12 protein-coding genes are annotated in these 14,242 nt (G+C 66.1%); 3 read left to right on the forward strand and 9 right to left on the reverse strand.

Annotation, left to right across the window (positions count from 1 at the left end; all coding sequences use genetic code 11):
• Nucleotides 1-2: 2 nt before the first annotated feature.
• From ccoO to GRF61_RS08950, 6 genes are all read right to left on the reverse strand, one after another.
• Nucleotides 3-641: a cytochrome-c oxidase, cbb3-type subunit II gene (ccoO, locus tag GRF61_RS08925; protein WP_169150309.1), complete on the reverse strand. Its 639-nt coding sequence runs from the start codon at nucleotides 639-641 to the stop codon at nucleotides 3-5.
• Nucleotides 642-656: 15 nt separating this feature from the next.
• The gene (gene ccoN / locus GRF61_RS08930) at nucleotides 657-2,075 is read right to left on the reverse strand and encodes a cytochrome-c oxidase, cbb3-type subunit I (RefSeq protein ID WP_169150310.1); all 1,419 of its coding nucleotides are present in this window, start codon (nucleotides 2,073-2,075) and stop codon (nucleotides 657-659) included.
• Nucleotides 2,076-2,455: 380 nt separating this feature from the next.
• The gene (gene ccoS, locus GRF61_RS08935) at nucleotides 2,456-2,686 is read right to left on the reverse strand and encodes a cbb3-type cytochrome oxidase assembly protein CcoS (protein WP_169150311.1); all 231 of its coding nucleotides are present in this window, start codon (nucleotides 2,684-2,686) and stop codon (nucleotides 2,456-2,458) included.
• 15 nt (nucleotides 2,687-2,701) lie between these two features.
• Entirely contained in the window at nucleotides 2,702-5,173 is a 2,472-nt protein-coding gene (locus GRF61_RS08940; protein WP_169150312.1) for a heavy metal translocating P-type ATPase, read from the reverse strand.
• 119 nt (nucleotides 5,174-5,292) lie between these two features.
• A complete protein-coding gene (locus GRF61_RS08945; RefSeq protein WP_169150313.1) occupies nucleotides 5,293-6,060 on the reverse strand; it encodes a 3-hydroxyacyl-CoA dehydrogenase in 768 nt (255 codons plus the stop codon).
• 126 nt (nucleotides 6,061-6,186) lie between these two features.
• Entirely contained in the window at nucleotides 6,187-7,098 is a 912-nt protein-coding gene (locus tag GRF61_RS08950; protein ID WP_282447159.1) for a LysR substrate-binding domain-containing protein, read from the reverse strand.
• Nucleotides 7,099-7,298: 200 nt separating this feature from the next.
• Here GRF61_RS08950 and GRF61_RS08955 point away from each other — a divergent pair, with 200 nt between their 5' ends.
• Nucleotides 7,299-8,411 (forward strand): S-(hydroxymethyl)glutathione dehydrogenase/class III alcohol dehydrogenase, encoded by a 1,113-nt coding sequence (locus tag GRF61_RS08955; protein WP_169150314.1) that lies wholly within the window; start codon nucleotides 7,299-7,301, stop codon nucleotides 8,409-8,411.
• Between the two features lie 8 nt (nucleotides 8,412-8,419).
• Nucleotides 8,420-9,283 (forward strand): S-formylglutathione hydrolase, encoded by an 864-nt coding sequence (gene fghA / locus GRF61_RS08960; protein ID WP_169150315.1) that lies wholly within the window; start codon nucleotides 8,420-8,422, stop codon nucleotides 9,281-9,283.
• Between the two features lie 99 nt (nucleotides 9,284-9,382).
• Here the strand turns inward: fghA and GRF61_RS08965 are convergent, their stop codons facing one another.
• The 3 genes from GRF61_RS08965 to GRF61_RS08975 form a co-directional block, all read right to left on the reverse strand.
• The gene (locus GRF61_RS08965; RefSeq protein ID WP_169150316.1) at nucleotides 9,383-10,564 is read right to left on the reverse strand and encodes an acetylornithine transaminase; all 1,182 of its coding nucleotides are present in this window, start codon (nucleotides 10,562-10,564) and stop codon (nucleotides 9,383-9,385) included.
• A gap of 154 nt (nucleotides 10,565-10,718) precedes the next feature.
• Complete coding sequence (locus GRF61_RS08970) at nucleotides 10,719-11,993, reverse strand: MFS transporter (RefSeq protein ID WP_169150317.1); 1,275 nt, start codon at nucleotides 11,991-11,993, stop codon at nucleotides 10,719-10,721.
• 150 nt (nucleotides 11,994-12,143) lie between these two features.
• Complete coding sequence (locus tag GRF61_RS08975; protein ID WP_169150318.1) at nucleotides 12,144-12,659, reverse strand: flavin reductase; 516 nt, start codon at nucleotides 12,657-12,659, stop codon at nucleotides 12,144-12,146.
• 243 nt (nucleotides 12,660-12,902) lie between these two features.
• Here GRF61_RS08975 and GRF61_RS08980 point away from each other — a divergent pair.
• The coding region (locus GRF61_RS08980) for an MdtA/MuxA family multidrug efflux RND transporter periplasmic adaptor subunit (RefSeq protein WP_169150319.1) at nucleotides 12,903-14,242 on the forward strand (1,340 nt) is incomplete at its 3' end.

Below are 14,242 nucleotides of genomic sequence, written 5' to 3' on the forward strand. Positions count from 1 at the left end.
CTTTACCTAACGTTCTTCAGCGCCAGGCCCAGGCCCTGCAGATAGGCAACCACCGCATCCAGTTCGGTCTTGCCCTCGACCGCTGCACGCGCACCCGCGATTTCCTCTTCGCTGTACTTGTGCAGACCAACTTTGTTGAGAGCATGCATCTTGGCTTCGATGTCATCCACCTTCGCCGGACGATCCAGCCAGGGATAGGCCGGCATGTTCGATTCCGGCACGACGTCGCGGGGATTACGCAGGTGGGCGCGCTGCCACTCGTCGGAGTAGCGACCACCGACACGGGCCAGATCCGGACCGGTGCGTTTGGAGCCCCACTGGAACGGATGGTCATAGATGGACTCACCCGCGACAGAGTAGTGACCGTAACGCTCCGTCTCCGCGCGGAACGGACGGACCATCTGCGAATGGCAGTTGTAGCAGCCTTCCCGGATGTAAATATCCCGCCCGACCAGACGCAAAGGCTCATACGGCTTCACATCCAACTGATTGCCCTTCTGGTCGATCGCACTGGTGGTGGACTTCTGGAAGAACAGCGGAACGATTTCCACCAAGCCGCCGACGCTGATGGTGAGCAGCGTAAGGACGATCATCAGGAAAACGCTGCGCTCAATGAGCTCGTGCTTCGTTTTTGCAGCCATCTTGAATATCTCCGGTTAGGCGTGCGCGGGGGTCAGGACGGGCGCGTCGTACGCCTTTTGGCCGGCGATGGTCTTAACCATGTTGTAGAACATGATCAGCATGCCGAAGAGGAAGAGCAGACCACCGACCAATCGGATCGTCCAGAACGGATAGCTTGCCTTCACACCTTCCACGAAGGAGTAGGTGAGGGTGCCATCGGCATTGGTGGCGCGCCACATCAGACCTTGCATCACACCAGCAATCCACATGGAGGCGATGTAGAGCACCACACCGATGGTCGCCACCCAGAAATGCGCATTGATGAGCTTGACGCTGTACATCTCGGTCTTGCCATAGAGACGCGGCAGCAGGAAGTACACCGAGCCGATCGAAATCATCGCCACCCAACCCAGCGCGCCAGAGTGCACATGGCCAACAGTCCAGTCCGTGTAGTGAGACAGCGCATTCACCGTCTTCACCGACATCATGGGGCCTTCGAAGGTCGACATGCCGTAAAACGAAAGCGCAGTGATCAGGAACTTGAGGATCGGATCAGTACGCAGTTTGTGCCAGGCGCCAGACAAAGTCATGATGCCATTGATCATGCCACCCCAGGACGGTGCCAGCAGGATCAGAGAGAAAAGCATCCCGACAGACTGGGTCCAGTCAGGCAGGGCGGTGTAATGCAGGTGGTGCGGACCAGCCCACATGTAGGTGAAGATCAGCGCCCAGAAGTGAACCACCGACAGGCGATAGGAATAGACCGGGCGCTCGGCTTGCTTCGGCACAAAGTAATACATCATGCCAAGGAAGCCTGCAGTCAGAAAGAAGCCCACCGCGTTGTGCCCGTACCACCACTGGATCATCGCATCCTGCACGCCTGCATAGGCCGAGTAGGACTTAGTCATGCTGACAGGGATTGCAGCACTATTGACGATATGCAGCAGAGCAACCGCCAGGATGAATGCGCCGTAGAACCAGTTCGCCACATAGATGTGGGAAACCTTGCGCTTTGCGATCGTTCCAAAAAAAACAACCGCATAGGACACCCAAACCACAGCGATCAGGATGTCAATCGGCCACTCCAGCTCTGCATACTCCTTACCGGACGTCAGGCCCAGCGGAAGCGTAACGACGGCAAGCAGAATAACCAGTTGCCAGCCCCAGAAGGTGAAGCTAGCCAGCCACGGGGCAAACAGCGATGTGTGGCTGGTACGCTGAACGACATAATAGGAAGTCGCAAACAGCGCACAGCCGCCGAAAGCGAAAATTACCGCATTGGTATGCAGCGGACGAAGCCGCCCATAACCCAACCACTCGAGAACGTTCAGTTCGGGCCACACGAGCTGTGCTGCGGCAATGACGCCAACCAGCATGCCCACGATGCCCCACACCACCGTCATGATGGCGAACTGGCGCACGACTTTGTAGTTATAAGTCGCTTGCGATTGCATGTGAGTCACCTCTTAGTTTAAAAACCCCTGCGTAAAGCCTTTTCGACCTCGAGGCGCAGCCCCGGCATCGTCGCGGCAAGAATACGCCGCAGCAGGCTACTCAATTTGATACAGATCAACATTGTATTGCACCGCCGCGGTGCAGAAAAGCGCGCCGGCATTGGCTTTTGAAGACATTCGGACGCAGGGTCGGGGCAAGGCGTGAACAAAAAAAAGGGTGCGCTTGTGACGCACCCCCAACCCCAACAGAGAGACTTGATACCTTGCTGACGCCCCCGCGGTGCCTAGCACTTTGGGTCCGTCGAAAACCATGTGTGCAGTATGACGTCGTGGCCGGAAAACGCTTTGACTTAGATCAAACAACTTTCCAGTCCCCTGTCTCACTGGTTTCCCCTGTCGTCTTGGGATGCACCAATTTTGGGCGAAGGGGTATTCTCGCCGCTCTGCCGGCTCGAGTCCACAGGCAACTCATCCTTGTCATCTAGAAGCAGGCGATAGGCCGGGCCTTCCAGATCGTCGAACTGGCCATGTCGCAAAGACCACCAGAACAGGATGCCAATGGCGAACACGAGCAAGACAGACAGGGGTACGAGAAGGTAAAGGCTTTCCATCGGTATCTCTTATGGTCAGGTGCGCGGCAATCGCTGTAGTCTCATCGCATTTACCACGACGAGGAGAGAGCTGCCGGCCATGCCGATGCCTGCCATCCAAGGCGTTACCAAGCCGAGCATTGCCAATGGTACTGAGGTGAAGTTGTAGGCAAAGGACCACCAGAGGTTCTGCCGGATGATGCGCAAGGTTTTCCTGGAAAGCACGATGCCCCGGCCGAGCTGCCCCAGGTTCTCGTTCAACAGCACGATGTCCGCTTGGTTCCGCGCGAGATCGGTGCCGCCCCCCATCGCAACCGAGACATGCGCCTGCGCCAGAACCGGTGCGTCGTTGACCCCATCGCCGACCATTGCAACTACCACCCCCGGCTTCTGCTGCAGGGCGGCGAGATAATCCTGTTTGCCCTGCGGCGTCAGGCCACCGTGAGCATCCTCTATACCTATGCTGCCAGCCAGCGCCTGAGTGACAGCAGGCGCATCACCGGAAAGTACCGTTACACCGGCATGCTCCGCTAGCAACTGGCGCAGCAGGCCCTCAGCCTCGATACGGGCAACGTCCGCCAGCCGGAACAATGCCAGCCATTGGTCAGCGGCCCCCAGCGCCACCACGGTTCCGCCCTTTTGCACCATCGCATCCAGTTCGGCGGGAAGGGGAAGACTTATGTAACCCGCAACAAAATCCGGTCGCCCCAACCACAACCCCCGACCTTCGATCTCACCATAGACGCCTCCGCCGGTATGCGCTTCGGAAGCGCGTACCGTGGGCAGCGCCCGCTTCTCCGCGGCCTGACGCAGGCCTTCTGCCACCGGATGCTCCGAGCCCTGTTCCAGGGCTGCGGCCCACGCCTTGAGCTCCACCTCGCCAGGGGACGCAAGAGGCAGAACCTCTTCCAGAGTCATTCGACCGTAGGTCAGGGTGCCGGTCTTGTCGAATACGAAGTGATTGGCCTTTGCCAGGGTTTCGATGGCGTGCCCCCGGGTCACCAGCACGCCCAGCCGCGCCAGGGCATCGGTGCCGACCGTCAGCGCGGTCGGCGTCGCCAGGGACAGCGCGCAGGGGCAGGCCACCACCAGTACCGAGACGAAGACCCACAGCGCCCGCTGCGGATCGATGAAGTACCAGGCCACACCCGTCACAACCGCGAGCAGCAGCAGGACGATGATGAATACCACCGCCACCCTGTCGGAGACCGCCGCAATCTTCGGCTTCTCGGTAGCCGCCCGTTCCATCAGGCGCCGTATGGCCGCCAGGCGGGTTTCCTCGCCCACCTGCTCGACCCGGAACACCAACGGGCTGGAGATGTTGATGCTCCCGCCAGTCAGCAGCGCATCGCCCTCCTTCGTCACCGGCCGGCTCTCGCCGGTCAACAATGCCTCGTTGACCGAGCCGCGCCCGTCCACCACGACGCCGTCCGCGGGAATCACTTCGCCCGGACGCACCCGCACCAGGTCGCCCGGCACCAATTGCGATACCGGCACCCGCTCCGCCGCCGCTGCCGGCCAGGCCGTGATCCGCTCGGCGAAAGCCGGCAACACCTTGCCCATTTCCTCGACGCCCCGCACTGCCTTCTGCCGCGCCAGCATCTCCAGGTAGCGGCCGCCGAGAAGGAAGAAGACGAACATGGTCACCGAGTCGAAGTAGACCTCGGGGCCGTCGGTCAATGTCGCCCAGACGCTGGCGGCGAAGGCGCTGCCCACGCCCAGGGCGACCGGCACGTCCATGCCCAGCCGGCGCAGACGGATGTCGCGTAGCGCGCGCTGGAAGAAGGGCGCCGCGGAGTAGAGCACCACTGGCAGGGTCAGCAGCAGGCTGGCCCAGCGCATCATCAGGGCGATGTCCGGCGTCATGTCGCCCTCGCCCGCCAGGTAGGCGGGAACGGCGTACATCATGACTTGCATCATGCCGAAGCCGGCGACGAAAACCCGCCACAGCATGGAGCGGCGCTCGCGGTGTGCGACCTGCTCGGAGCGCTCGGCGTCGTAGGGATAAGCGCGGTAGCCGATGGCCTGCACCGCGCCCAGGATGTCCGACAGTTTGATCTGACGCTCGTCCCAGCGCACCCGCGCCCGCCGCGTGGCGTAGTTGATCTCGATGGCGGACACACCGGGCTGCTTTGCCACATGGCGCTCGTTCAGCCACACACAGGCCGCGCAGGTGATGCCTTCGAGGATCAGCGAGGCCTCGCGCTCATGCTCGCCCACCGGCCGCACGAAGCTCTTCTGGAAATCCGGGTGATCGAACAGGCCAAGTTCCTGCAGCTCCGGCGGCATCGCCTCGCGGCGGCTCTCCGGCATGGCGTCGCGGTGGCGGTAGTAGTCGGTGAGGCCGTTGTCGACGATGGACTGCGCCACCGCCTCGCAGCCGACGCAGCACATGCGCCGCTGCCGGCCTTCGATCTTCACGTAGTGATGGGCCTCCTCCGGAATGGGGAGGCCGCAGTGATAACAATCGCGGTCGGCCGCGACGGGGGAGAGTTCGGCTGTGGTCATCGCCAGGGCTCGCAGCGAGCAAAGGCGCCCGCCCGGTCATGCGTGGGAAGGCGCTCTTGTAGCACATTTCCCCTACCCCACCAATTGCGCGAGGACAAGCCTCGCCGCAATCGCCCGGCCTACTTCGGCGCCATGCGGATGGCGCCATCCAGGCGGATCACCTCACCGTTGAGATAGGAATTCTCGAAGATGTGCCGCACCAGCGCGGCGAATTCCGCCGGCCGCCCCAGGCGCTGCGGGAAAGGCACCATGCGGCCCAGCGAGGCCTGCACCTCCTCCGGCATACCGGCCAGCATGGGCGTCTCCATGATGCCCGGCGCGATGGTCATCACCCGGATGCCGTAGCGCGACAGCTCCCGCGCCGCCGGCAGCGTGAGGCCGACGATGCCAGCCTTGGACGCCGCATAGGCCACCTGCCCGACCTGGCCATCGTAGGCCGAGACCGAGGCGGTGTTGACGATGACGCCACGCTCCCCGCCCGCATCCGGCTCGTTGCCCGACATCGCCTCCGCGGCCAGCCGCAGCATGTTGAAGCTGCCGACGAGGTTGACCGATAGCGTGCGCGCGAACGATGCCAGTCCATGCGGCCCCTCGCGCCCCAGCACCTTTTCCGCAGGCGCGATGCCGGCGCAATTCACCAGCCCATGCACCACGCCGAAATGCTGGCGTGCCTGCTCGAAGGCGCCGCGGGCGCTGGCCTCGTCGCTGACATCCACCCGGACGAAGCGCGCGCCCTGCCCCAGTTCGGCGGCCACCGCCTCGCCGCGCTCCCGGTCGATGTCCGCCAGCAGCAGTCGCGCCCCCGCCTGTGCCAGCACGCTCGCCGTTGCCGCGCCCAGGCCAGAGCCTGCACCGGTTACCACGATTACCCGGCCATCGATGTCCATTTGTCGCACTCCCGGTCGCCATCGGTTTAAAAGCACCATAGCAATGGTGACGTTAACGTCAACGTTACCGGGACAACGCGGCTGCCCTCGCTCTATCGGCAATAGGCAGAGAACCCGCCGGCAGCGTCAGGCCGCCCCGCCACCTTCCCGGTACTCCGGCCGCCCCGCCAGTCCTTCCCGCAGGTGATCCACCAGCAGCCGCACCTTGGGCGAGAGGTGGCGCTGCTGCGGGAACAAAGCCCACACCGCGGTGTGCGGCGGCTGGAAAGCAGGCAGCAGGATGCGCAGATTGCCGCGGCGGAAGTGCTCCAGCACGTAGTAATCCGGCAGCTGTGCGAGGCCGAAGCCGCGCAGGGCGGCGTCCAGCACCGCCTGGCCGCTGTTGCAGCGCCAGTTGCCCTGCACCCGGATGAACTGCTCCTTGCCCTCGACCAGGAAACTCCAGGTATCCGAACTGCCGATGAGGCAATTGTGGGCGGCCAGATCGGACGGATGCACCGGCTCTCCGCGACGTGCGAGGTAGGAGGGCGCCGCGCACAGATACATCACCCGCGGCGCGATCCGGGTCGCCACCAGGCTGGAGTCGGCCAGCCGGCCGAGGCGGATGGCGAGGTCGTAGCCCTCGTGCACGATGTCCAGCGCCCGGTTGGTCAGGTCTATCTCCACTTTCAGCTCGGGATAGCGCTCGACGAAGTCATTCACCAGCGGCACGACGAAGCGCTCGCCGTAGGTCACCGCGCAGGTCAGGCGCAGCAGGCCCTTGGGCGTGCCACCGAGGTCCTGCACCGCGCGGCGGGCCTCGTCGAAGCCGTCCTGCAGGCGGCGGCAGTGCAGCAGGAAGGTCTGGCCGGTTTCGGTCAGCGTCACCCGCCGGGTGCTGCGGTAGAACAGCCGCGTCTGCAGCCGCTCTTCCAGGCGGGCGATCTGGCGGCTGATGTGCGAGGTCGAAACCCCCAGCCGCTCGGCGGCGGTGGCGAAGCGGCCGCAGTCGGCCACGGCGACGAAGGCATCCAGGCCTTCCCAGCGATCCAGGCTCATTATTGCCAATGAACAACAATATTTTTCCGAAGCCCGGATTATCCCAGCCTCGGCGTTTTTCTAGAATGCCGGGCTAGCTTCCGGATTCCCCGGACGTCCCCGTCCTCCCGCATCCCGGACAAACTTTTGCCCCGCCGCGCTGCCATACGGCTCGGCCTCGCCCCGCTAACGAGCCTGCTCGATTCCAAGGAGAACAAGACATGATCAAATCCCGCGCCGCCGTCGCCTGGGCCGCTGGCAAGCCGCTCGAAATCACCGAAGTCGATGTTGCCCCGCCCAAGGCGGGCGAGGTGCTGGTGCGCATCGTCGCCACCGGCGTCTGCCATACCGATGCCTTCACCCTGTCCGGCGCCGATCCGGAAGGCATCTTCCCGGCCATCCTCGGCCATGAAGGCGGCGGCATCGTCGAAGCCATCGGCGAGGGCGTGACCTCGGTCGCGGTCGGCGATCACGTCATTCCGCTGTACACGCCGGAATGCGGCAAGTGCAAGTTCTGCCTGTCCGGCAAGACCAACCTCTGCCAGGCCATCCGCAGCACCCAAGGCAAGGGCTTGATGCCGGACGGCAGCAGCCGCTTCTCCAAGGACGGCCAGCCCATATACCACTACATGGGCACCTCCACCTTCTCCGAATACACCGTGCTGCCGGAAATCTCGGTGGCCAAGATCCAGAAGGAAGCGCCGCTGGACAAGGTCTGCCTGCTGGGCTGCGGCGTCACCACCGGCATCGGCGCGGTGCTGAACACCGCCAAGGTCGAAGCCGGCGCCACCGTCGCCGTGTTCGGCCTTGGCGGCATCGGCCTGTCGGCCATCATCGGCGCGGTCATGGCCAAGGCCTCGCGCATCGTCGCGGTGGATGTGAATCCGGCCAAGTTCGAGATCGCCAAGCAGTTGGGTGCCACCGACTTCGTCAACCCGAAGGATTACGACCGCCCCATCCAGGAGGTCATCGTCGACCTCACCGACGGCGGTGTGGATTACTCCTTCGAGTGCATCGGCAACACCCAGGTGATGCGCTCCGCGCTGGAGTGCTGCCACAAGGGCTGGGGCGAATCCATCATCATCGGCGTGGCCGGCGCCGGCCAAGAGATCTCCACCCGTCCGTTCCAGCTGGTCACCGGCCGGGTATGGCGCGGCTCCGCCTTCGGCGGCGTGCGTGGCCGTACCGAGTTGCCCAGCTACGTGGCCAAGGCGCAGACGGGCGAAATCCCGCTCGACACCTTCATCACCCACCGCATGGGCCTGGAGGACATCAACCACGCCTTCGACCTGATGCACGAAGGCAAGAGCATCCGCTCGGTCATCATCTACTGAGCCCGGCCATGACGCTGTCCGCTTCCCTCGAACAGGTCGCCGCCAACCGCAGCTTCGGTGGCTGGCACAAGCGCTTCCGCCACCGCTCCGCCGCCCTGGGCTGCGACATGGTGTTCGCCATTTACTTGCCGCCTCAGGCGGAGGAAGGTCCGGTGCCGGTGCTGTACTGGCTCTCCGGCCTCACCTGCAGCGACGAGAACTTCATGCAGAAGGCCGGCGCCCAGCGGGTGGCGGCGGAACTCGGCATCGCCATCGTCGCGCCGGACACCAGCCCGCGCGGCACCGACGTGCCGGGCGACCCGGACGGCAGCTGGGACTTCGGCCACGGTGCCGGCTTCTACGTCAACGCCACCCAGGCGCCGTGGAACGTCCATTACCGCATGTACGACTATGTGGTCGCCGAGCTGCCCTCGCTGGTGGAGGCCAACTTCCCGGTCACCGACGCCCGCGCCATTGCCGGCCACTCCATGGGCGGCCACGGCGCGCTGGTGTCGGCGCTGAAGAACCCGGGCCGCTACCGCTCGGTGTCCGCCTTCGCACCCATCAGCCATCCCACCGCCTGCCCCTGGGGCGAGAAGGCTTTCTCGCGCTATCTCGGCGCCGACCGGCAGAGCTGGAAAGCCTGGGATGCCTGCGAGCTGATCGCCGCCCTGCCGGAAGGCGTGGAGCGGCTGCCGCTGCTGGTGGACCAGGGCGAGGCGGACGGCTTCCTCGCCGAACAGCTGAAGCCGGCCGACCTCGAAGCCGCCTGCGCCGAAGCCGGCCATCCGCTGACGCTGCGGCTGCAGCCGGGCTACGACCACAGCTACTACTTCATCGCCAGCTTCATCGAGGACCACCTGCGGCACCACGCCGCCGCGCTGCAGGACTGAGCCCGGCCTGCGCCCAGCAAAAAGCCCCGCGGACCATGACGGCCCGCGGGGCTTTTTTCCTTCCTTCCCCGCCTGCCCGCAAACGGCAGGCGAAGCGCCTCAGGCCTTCAACAGCGCATCCAGCATGGCAGTCATCTGGTCGATCTCCGCCTCGCTCACCGTCAGCGACGGCATGAAGCGCAGCAGGTTGGGGCGCGGCGCGTTCAGCAGCAGGCCGGTGGGCGAACCTTCCAGCGCCGCCTTAACGATGGCCGGGGCGCGGTCGCTGTCCAGCACCAAGGCGCGCAGCAGGCCGAAGCCGCGCTCGCCCACCAGGCCGTGGCGTGCCACCAGTTCGCGCAGGCGGGCGGCCAGGTACTCGCCGCGGGCCAGCACTTCGTCCATGAAACCCGGCGCGATCAGCGTGCGCATCACCGCCACGCCGGCCGCGCTCATCAGCGGGTTGCCGTTGTAGGTGCCGCCCTGGTCGCCCGGCTCGAAGCAGCTCACCGCCTCGGTGGCGAGCAGTGCGGACAGCGGCACGCCGCCGCCTATGCCCTTGCCCAACGTCATGATGTCCGGCTCGATGCCGGCATGCTGGTGGGCGAACAGGCGGCCAGTGCGGCCCATGCCGGACTGCACCTCGTCCACGATCAGCAGGATGTTGTTCTCGCGGGTGAGCTTGCGCAGCGCCTGCAGGAATTCCGGCGTCGCCGGAATCACGCCGCCCTCGCCCTGCACCGGCTCCAGCATCACCGCCACCGTGTTCGGGCCGATCAGCGCCGCCACCGAGTCGATGTCGTTCAGCGCCGCCTTCGGGAAGCCCGGCACCTGCGGCGCGAACAGCGTGTCCCAGCCGGCCTTGCCGGAGGCGGACATGGTCGCCAGCGTGCGGCCGTGGAAGGAGTGGTCGAAGGTGATGATCTCGTAGGCGCCGCCGCGGTGCAGCCGGCCCCACTTGCGCGCCAGCTTGATCGCACCTTCATTGGCCTCGGCGCCGCTGTTGGCGAAGAACACGCGGTCCAGCGAGCAATGGGCGGTCAGCAGGCCGGCCAGCTCTATCATCGGGCCGTTGTAGAAGGCCGGGCTGGGGTTGATCAAGGTATTCACCTGCTTCACCACCGCGTCGCGGATCACCGCCGGCGAGTGGCCCAGGCAGTTCACCGCCCAGCCCTGCACGAAGTCGAGATAAGCCTTGCCCTGCGAATCGAACAACCAGGATCCCTCGCCTCGCTCGAACAGGATTTCGGGGCGGTTGGTGATGTACATCAGGGAGGCGGAATCGAATTCGCCGTACTTCATGCGGAGCTCCGGTATCTGGGTGAAAAGGAAAAGCGGAAAGGCTTCGTGGGCCTCGCTGGCGGCATGCCCGGCGTCGAACACACCGGGCCGATGCTACCGCGAGTGCGGGCTTGCATGTGCGCCACCCGCCGGCGAGCGGCCCGGCGGCGCATGCTCAGTGCCCGGGCAGGCTGGCGGCCACCTCGCTGCGCAGCCGCGGAATCAGCCGCAGCGCCCACAGGAAGAACAGCACCAGCACCACGCCCTCGACCAGTATGGTCGCCCGCGCGCCGATCTGGGCCGCGAGCAAGCCGGCCAGCAGGCCGCCGATGGCATCCGCGCCGTAGCGGGTGGAGCTGAAGAAGGACACCACCCGGCCGCGCAGATGATCCGGCGCCCGACTCTGCAGCAAGACGTTTACGCCGACGTTGCACAGCGAGATGCCGAAGCCGACGCCAGCCATCGCCAGCATCGCCAGCGGCACCTCCCGGTTCCAGGCGAAGGCCAGCACCGCCAGCGCGCTCAGCCCGGCGCCGCCGACGATGATGACCTTGACCAGCCCGGGCACGCTGCGCCGCACCGCCATGAACAAGGTGGCGGCGAAGGCGCCGGCGCCGGCCGCGCCCCATAGCCAGCCCAGGGTCTGGGCGTCGCCGCCGAACACGTCCTTGGCGAAGATGGGCAGCAGCACCGCGTAGCTGGAGGCGGTGAGATTCACCATCGCCAACGCGAAGATCAGCATGCGCACCGACCAGTTGGTCCAGGCGTACTCCAGCCCCTCGCGGAACACCCGGCCGACCGAGCCGCTGGCGCGAGCGGTGGGCGCCGGCCGCGTCGCCGCCACGCCGGCCATCAGCGCCAGGAAGGAGACGCCGTTGAGGGCGAAGCACACCGCTTCGGAGCTCAAGGCCAGCAGCAGGCCGGCCACCGGCGGGCCGATGAAGCGGCCCGAATTGAACAGCATGGCGTTGAGCGCCAGCGCATTGGGCAGATCCGCCTTGCTGCCGACGAAGCTGTTGATCAGCGACTGCCGCAGCGGCGTATCGAAGGCATTGAGCACGCCGAGCGCGACCGACATGGCGATGATCAGCGTCGGGCCGATGGCGTCCATCGCCGTCAGCACCGCCAGCAGCAACGCCTGCAGGCCGAGGATGCCCTGCACCGCGATCAGCAGCCGGCGCTTGTCGCGGCGGTCTATCCAGGCGCCGGCGAAGGGGCCCACCAGCAGCTGCGGCACCAGCGCGGCGAAGGTGGTGAGGCCCAGCAGCGCCGCCGAGCCGGTAAGCCGGTAGACCAGCCAGGCGAGCGCCACCTGCTGTATCCAGGAGCCGAGGATGGAGATCGCCTGGCCGAAGAAGTAGAAGCGGAAATTCGGGTGGGCGAGCGCGCGTACCGGCGCCGGCCAGGGGCGGGTACCGGCGGGGGAAGCATCGGGATGCGGGGAAGCCAAGCTGTCTCCTGCTCAAGCCGCTGCGGCCTGGGGCCGCCGGCGTTATTGGTATGGGGGCTGCCGGGGAAGCAGCGGGGACCGCGCGGTGCCGCTTCCCCGGGATCCGTCTCGTACTGCGTGCGCCGCAGGAGCCGCCGCGGCGCTTCTCGCTCAGGCCGCCAGCACGATAGGCTGGGGCGACAGGAAGCTGCGTTCGAAATACACCAGCGCATCGCCGGCCGGGCCGGTGTCTATGCGCTCGATCTCGATGAACAGCACCGAGTGGGTACCCACTTCCGCCACTTGCGACACCCGGCCTTCCAGCGTCGCCAGCGCGCCGCGCAGCACCGGCAGCCCAGCTTCCACGTCCTCGCTCCAGTGGGCGCGGTCGAAGCGCTCCTCCATCGGTACGCCGGTCATGCCGGCGAAAACCTTGGCGGTCTGCTCATGCTCGTGGCTCAGCACGTTCACCCCGACCACGCCGTTGGTCTTGAACACCGCGTTGAGCGCGCTGTCGCGGTTGATGCACACCAGCAGGGTGGGAGGATCGTCGCTGACCGAGCACACCGCGGTGGCGGTCAGGCCGCAGCGGCCAGCCGGGCCGTTGGTGACGACCACGTTAACCGCCGCCGCCAGGCGTGCCATGGCGTTGCGGAAGGCCTGCCGCCGGGAATCGATCTCGCCCATGAATTGCTCTCCGTCGGGCGGGGCTGTCGCCCGCCTATGTTGCAATGCGGTCTCCATGATACCGCTACACAGCGGTACAAGGCCGCCGTGTCACGCACCTTCGGGCGGCAGTACCATGCGGCGCCGGGTAAATAACAGTTAATCCACTTGGCGCGGTGCCGGAGCCCCAATTAACGTGGCCGCCAGCCGCCTCCCCCGATTCCCCAAATTCCTCCCTCTGCCGCCTTTCCAGCCTCCCCATCCATGAATATCCCCGCTTCGCCCAGCACTTCCCGCCGCGGCTGGCTCATCGCCGTGCTGATCCTGATCATCGTCGCCCTCGCCGTCGCCCTGATCGTGACCCGCTCCACCGGAGGCGGCGCACAGATGATGGGGCCTGGTGGCCCGGGCGGACCCGGTGGCCCCCGCAGCGGTCCGCCGATGGGCATGATGGGCATGAGCTTCCTGGTGAGCGCGACCGCCGCCGAGAAGACCGACCTCAATCTCTACTTCGACGCCCTGGGCACGGTCACCGCCTACAACACGGTGGACGTGCGTGCCCGGGTGAGCGGCCAGCTCGCCAAGGTACTGTTCGAGGAAGGCCAGGAGGTGAAGGCCGGCGAGGTGCTGGCGCAGATCGACCCGCGCCCCTACCGCGCCGCGCTGGCCCAGGCCGAGGGCACGCTGAAAGAGAACGAGGCCCAGCTGCGCAACGCCGAGCTGGACGTGGAGCGCTACCGCAGCCTTTACGCCGAGGACTCGGTGGCCAAGCAGACGCTGGACACCCAGGAGGCGCTGGTGCGCCAGCGCCAGGGCACGGTGGAGAACAGCCGCGCCCAGGTGGATGATGCCCGCCTCAACCTGGAGTTCACCGAGGTGCGCGCGCCCATCGCCGGCCGTCTCGGCCTGCGCAAGGTGGACGTCGGCAACCTGGTCACCAGCGGCGATACCGATCCGTTGGTGGTGATCACCCAGACCCGGCCGATCACCGTGGTCTTCAGCTTGCCGGAGTACCAGCTGCAGGCGGTACGCCGGCGCCTGGCCGAAGGCGGCCAGGTGGCGGTGCAGGCCTTCGACCGCAACCGCCAGAACAAGCTGGCCACCGGCCGCCTCGCCACCCTGGACAACCAGATCGACACCACCACCGGCACCTTCAAGCTGAAGGCAGTGTTCGACAACGCCGACAACGCCCTCTTCCCCAACCAGTTCGTCAACGTGCGGCTGCACGCACTGCAGCTGAAAGATGCCGTCATCGTTCCCAGCAGCGCCCTGCAGCGCGACGACAGCGGCACCTATGTGTACCTGCTGGGCGAAGGCAACAAGGTGGCCAAGCGGGCGGTGAAGGTGGGCGAGAGCCAGGGTGAGAAGGTGGAGCTGCGCGAAGGCGTGGCCGCTGGCGAGCGGGTGGTCACCGAAGGCACCGACCGCCTGCGCGACGGCATGTCGGTGCGGGTGTCCGGCGAGGCCGCTGCCAACGGCAAGCCGGGCGCCACCCATGCGCCCGGCGCCCGGGGTGCCCAGAACCCTCAAGGCGCCCCCGGCGCAGCGCCGGCAGATGCGGCCGCCAACGGCTCAGCCCCCGCCGGCCGCCGGCCGGACAGCGC

It is taken from the genome of Azoarcus sp. TTM-91 (genome assembly GCF_012911025.1).
Classification (GTDB): Bacteria; Pseudomonadota; Gammaproteobacteria; order Burkholderiales; family Rhodocyclaceae; genus Azoarcus.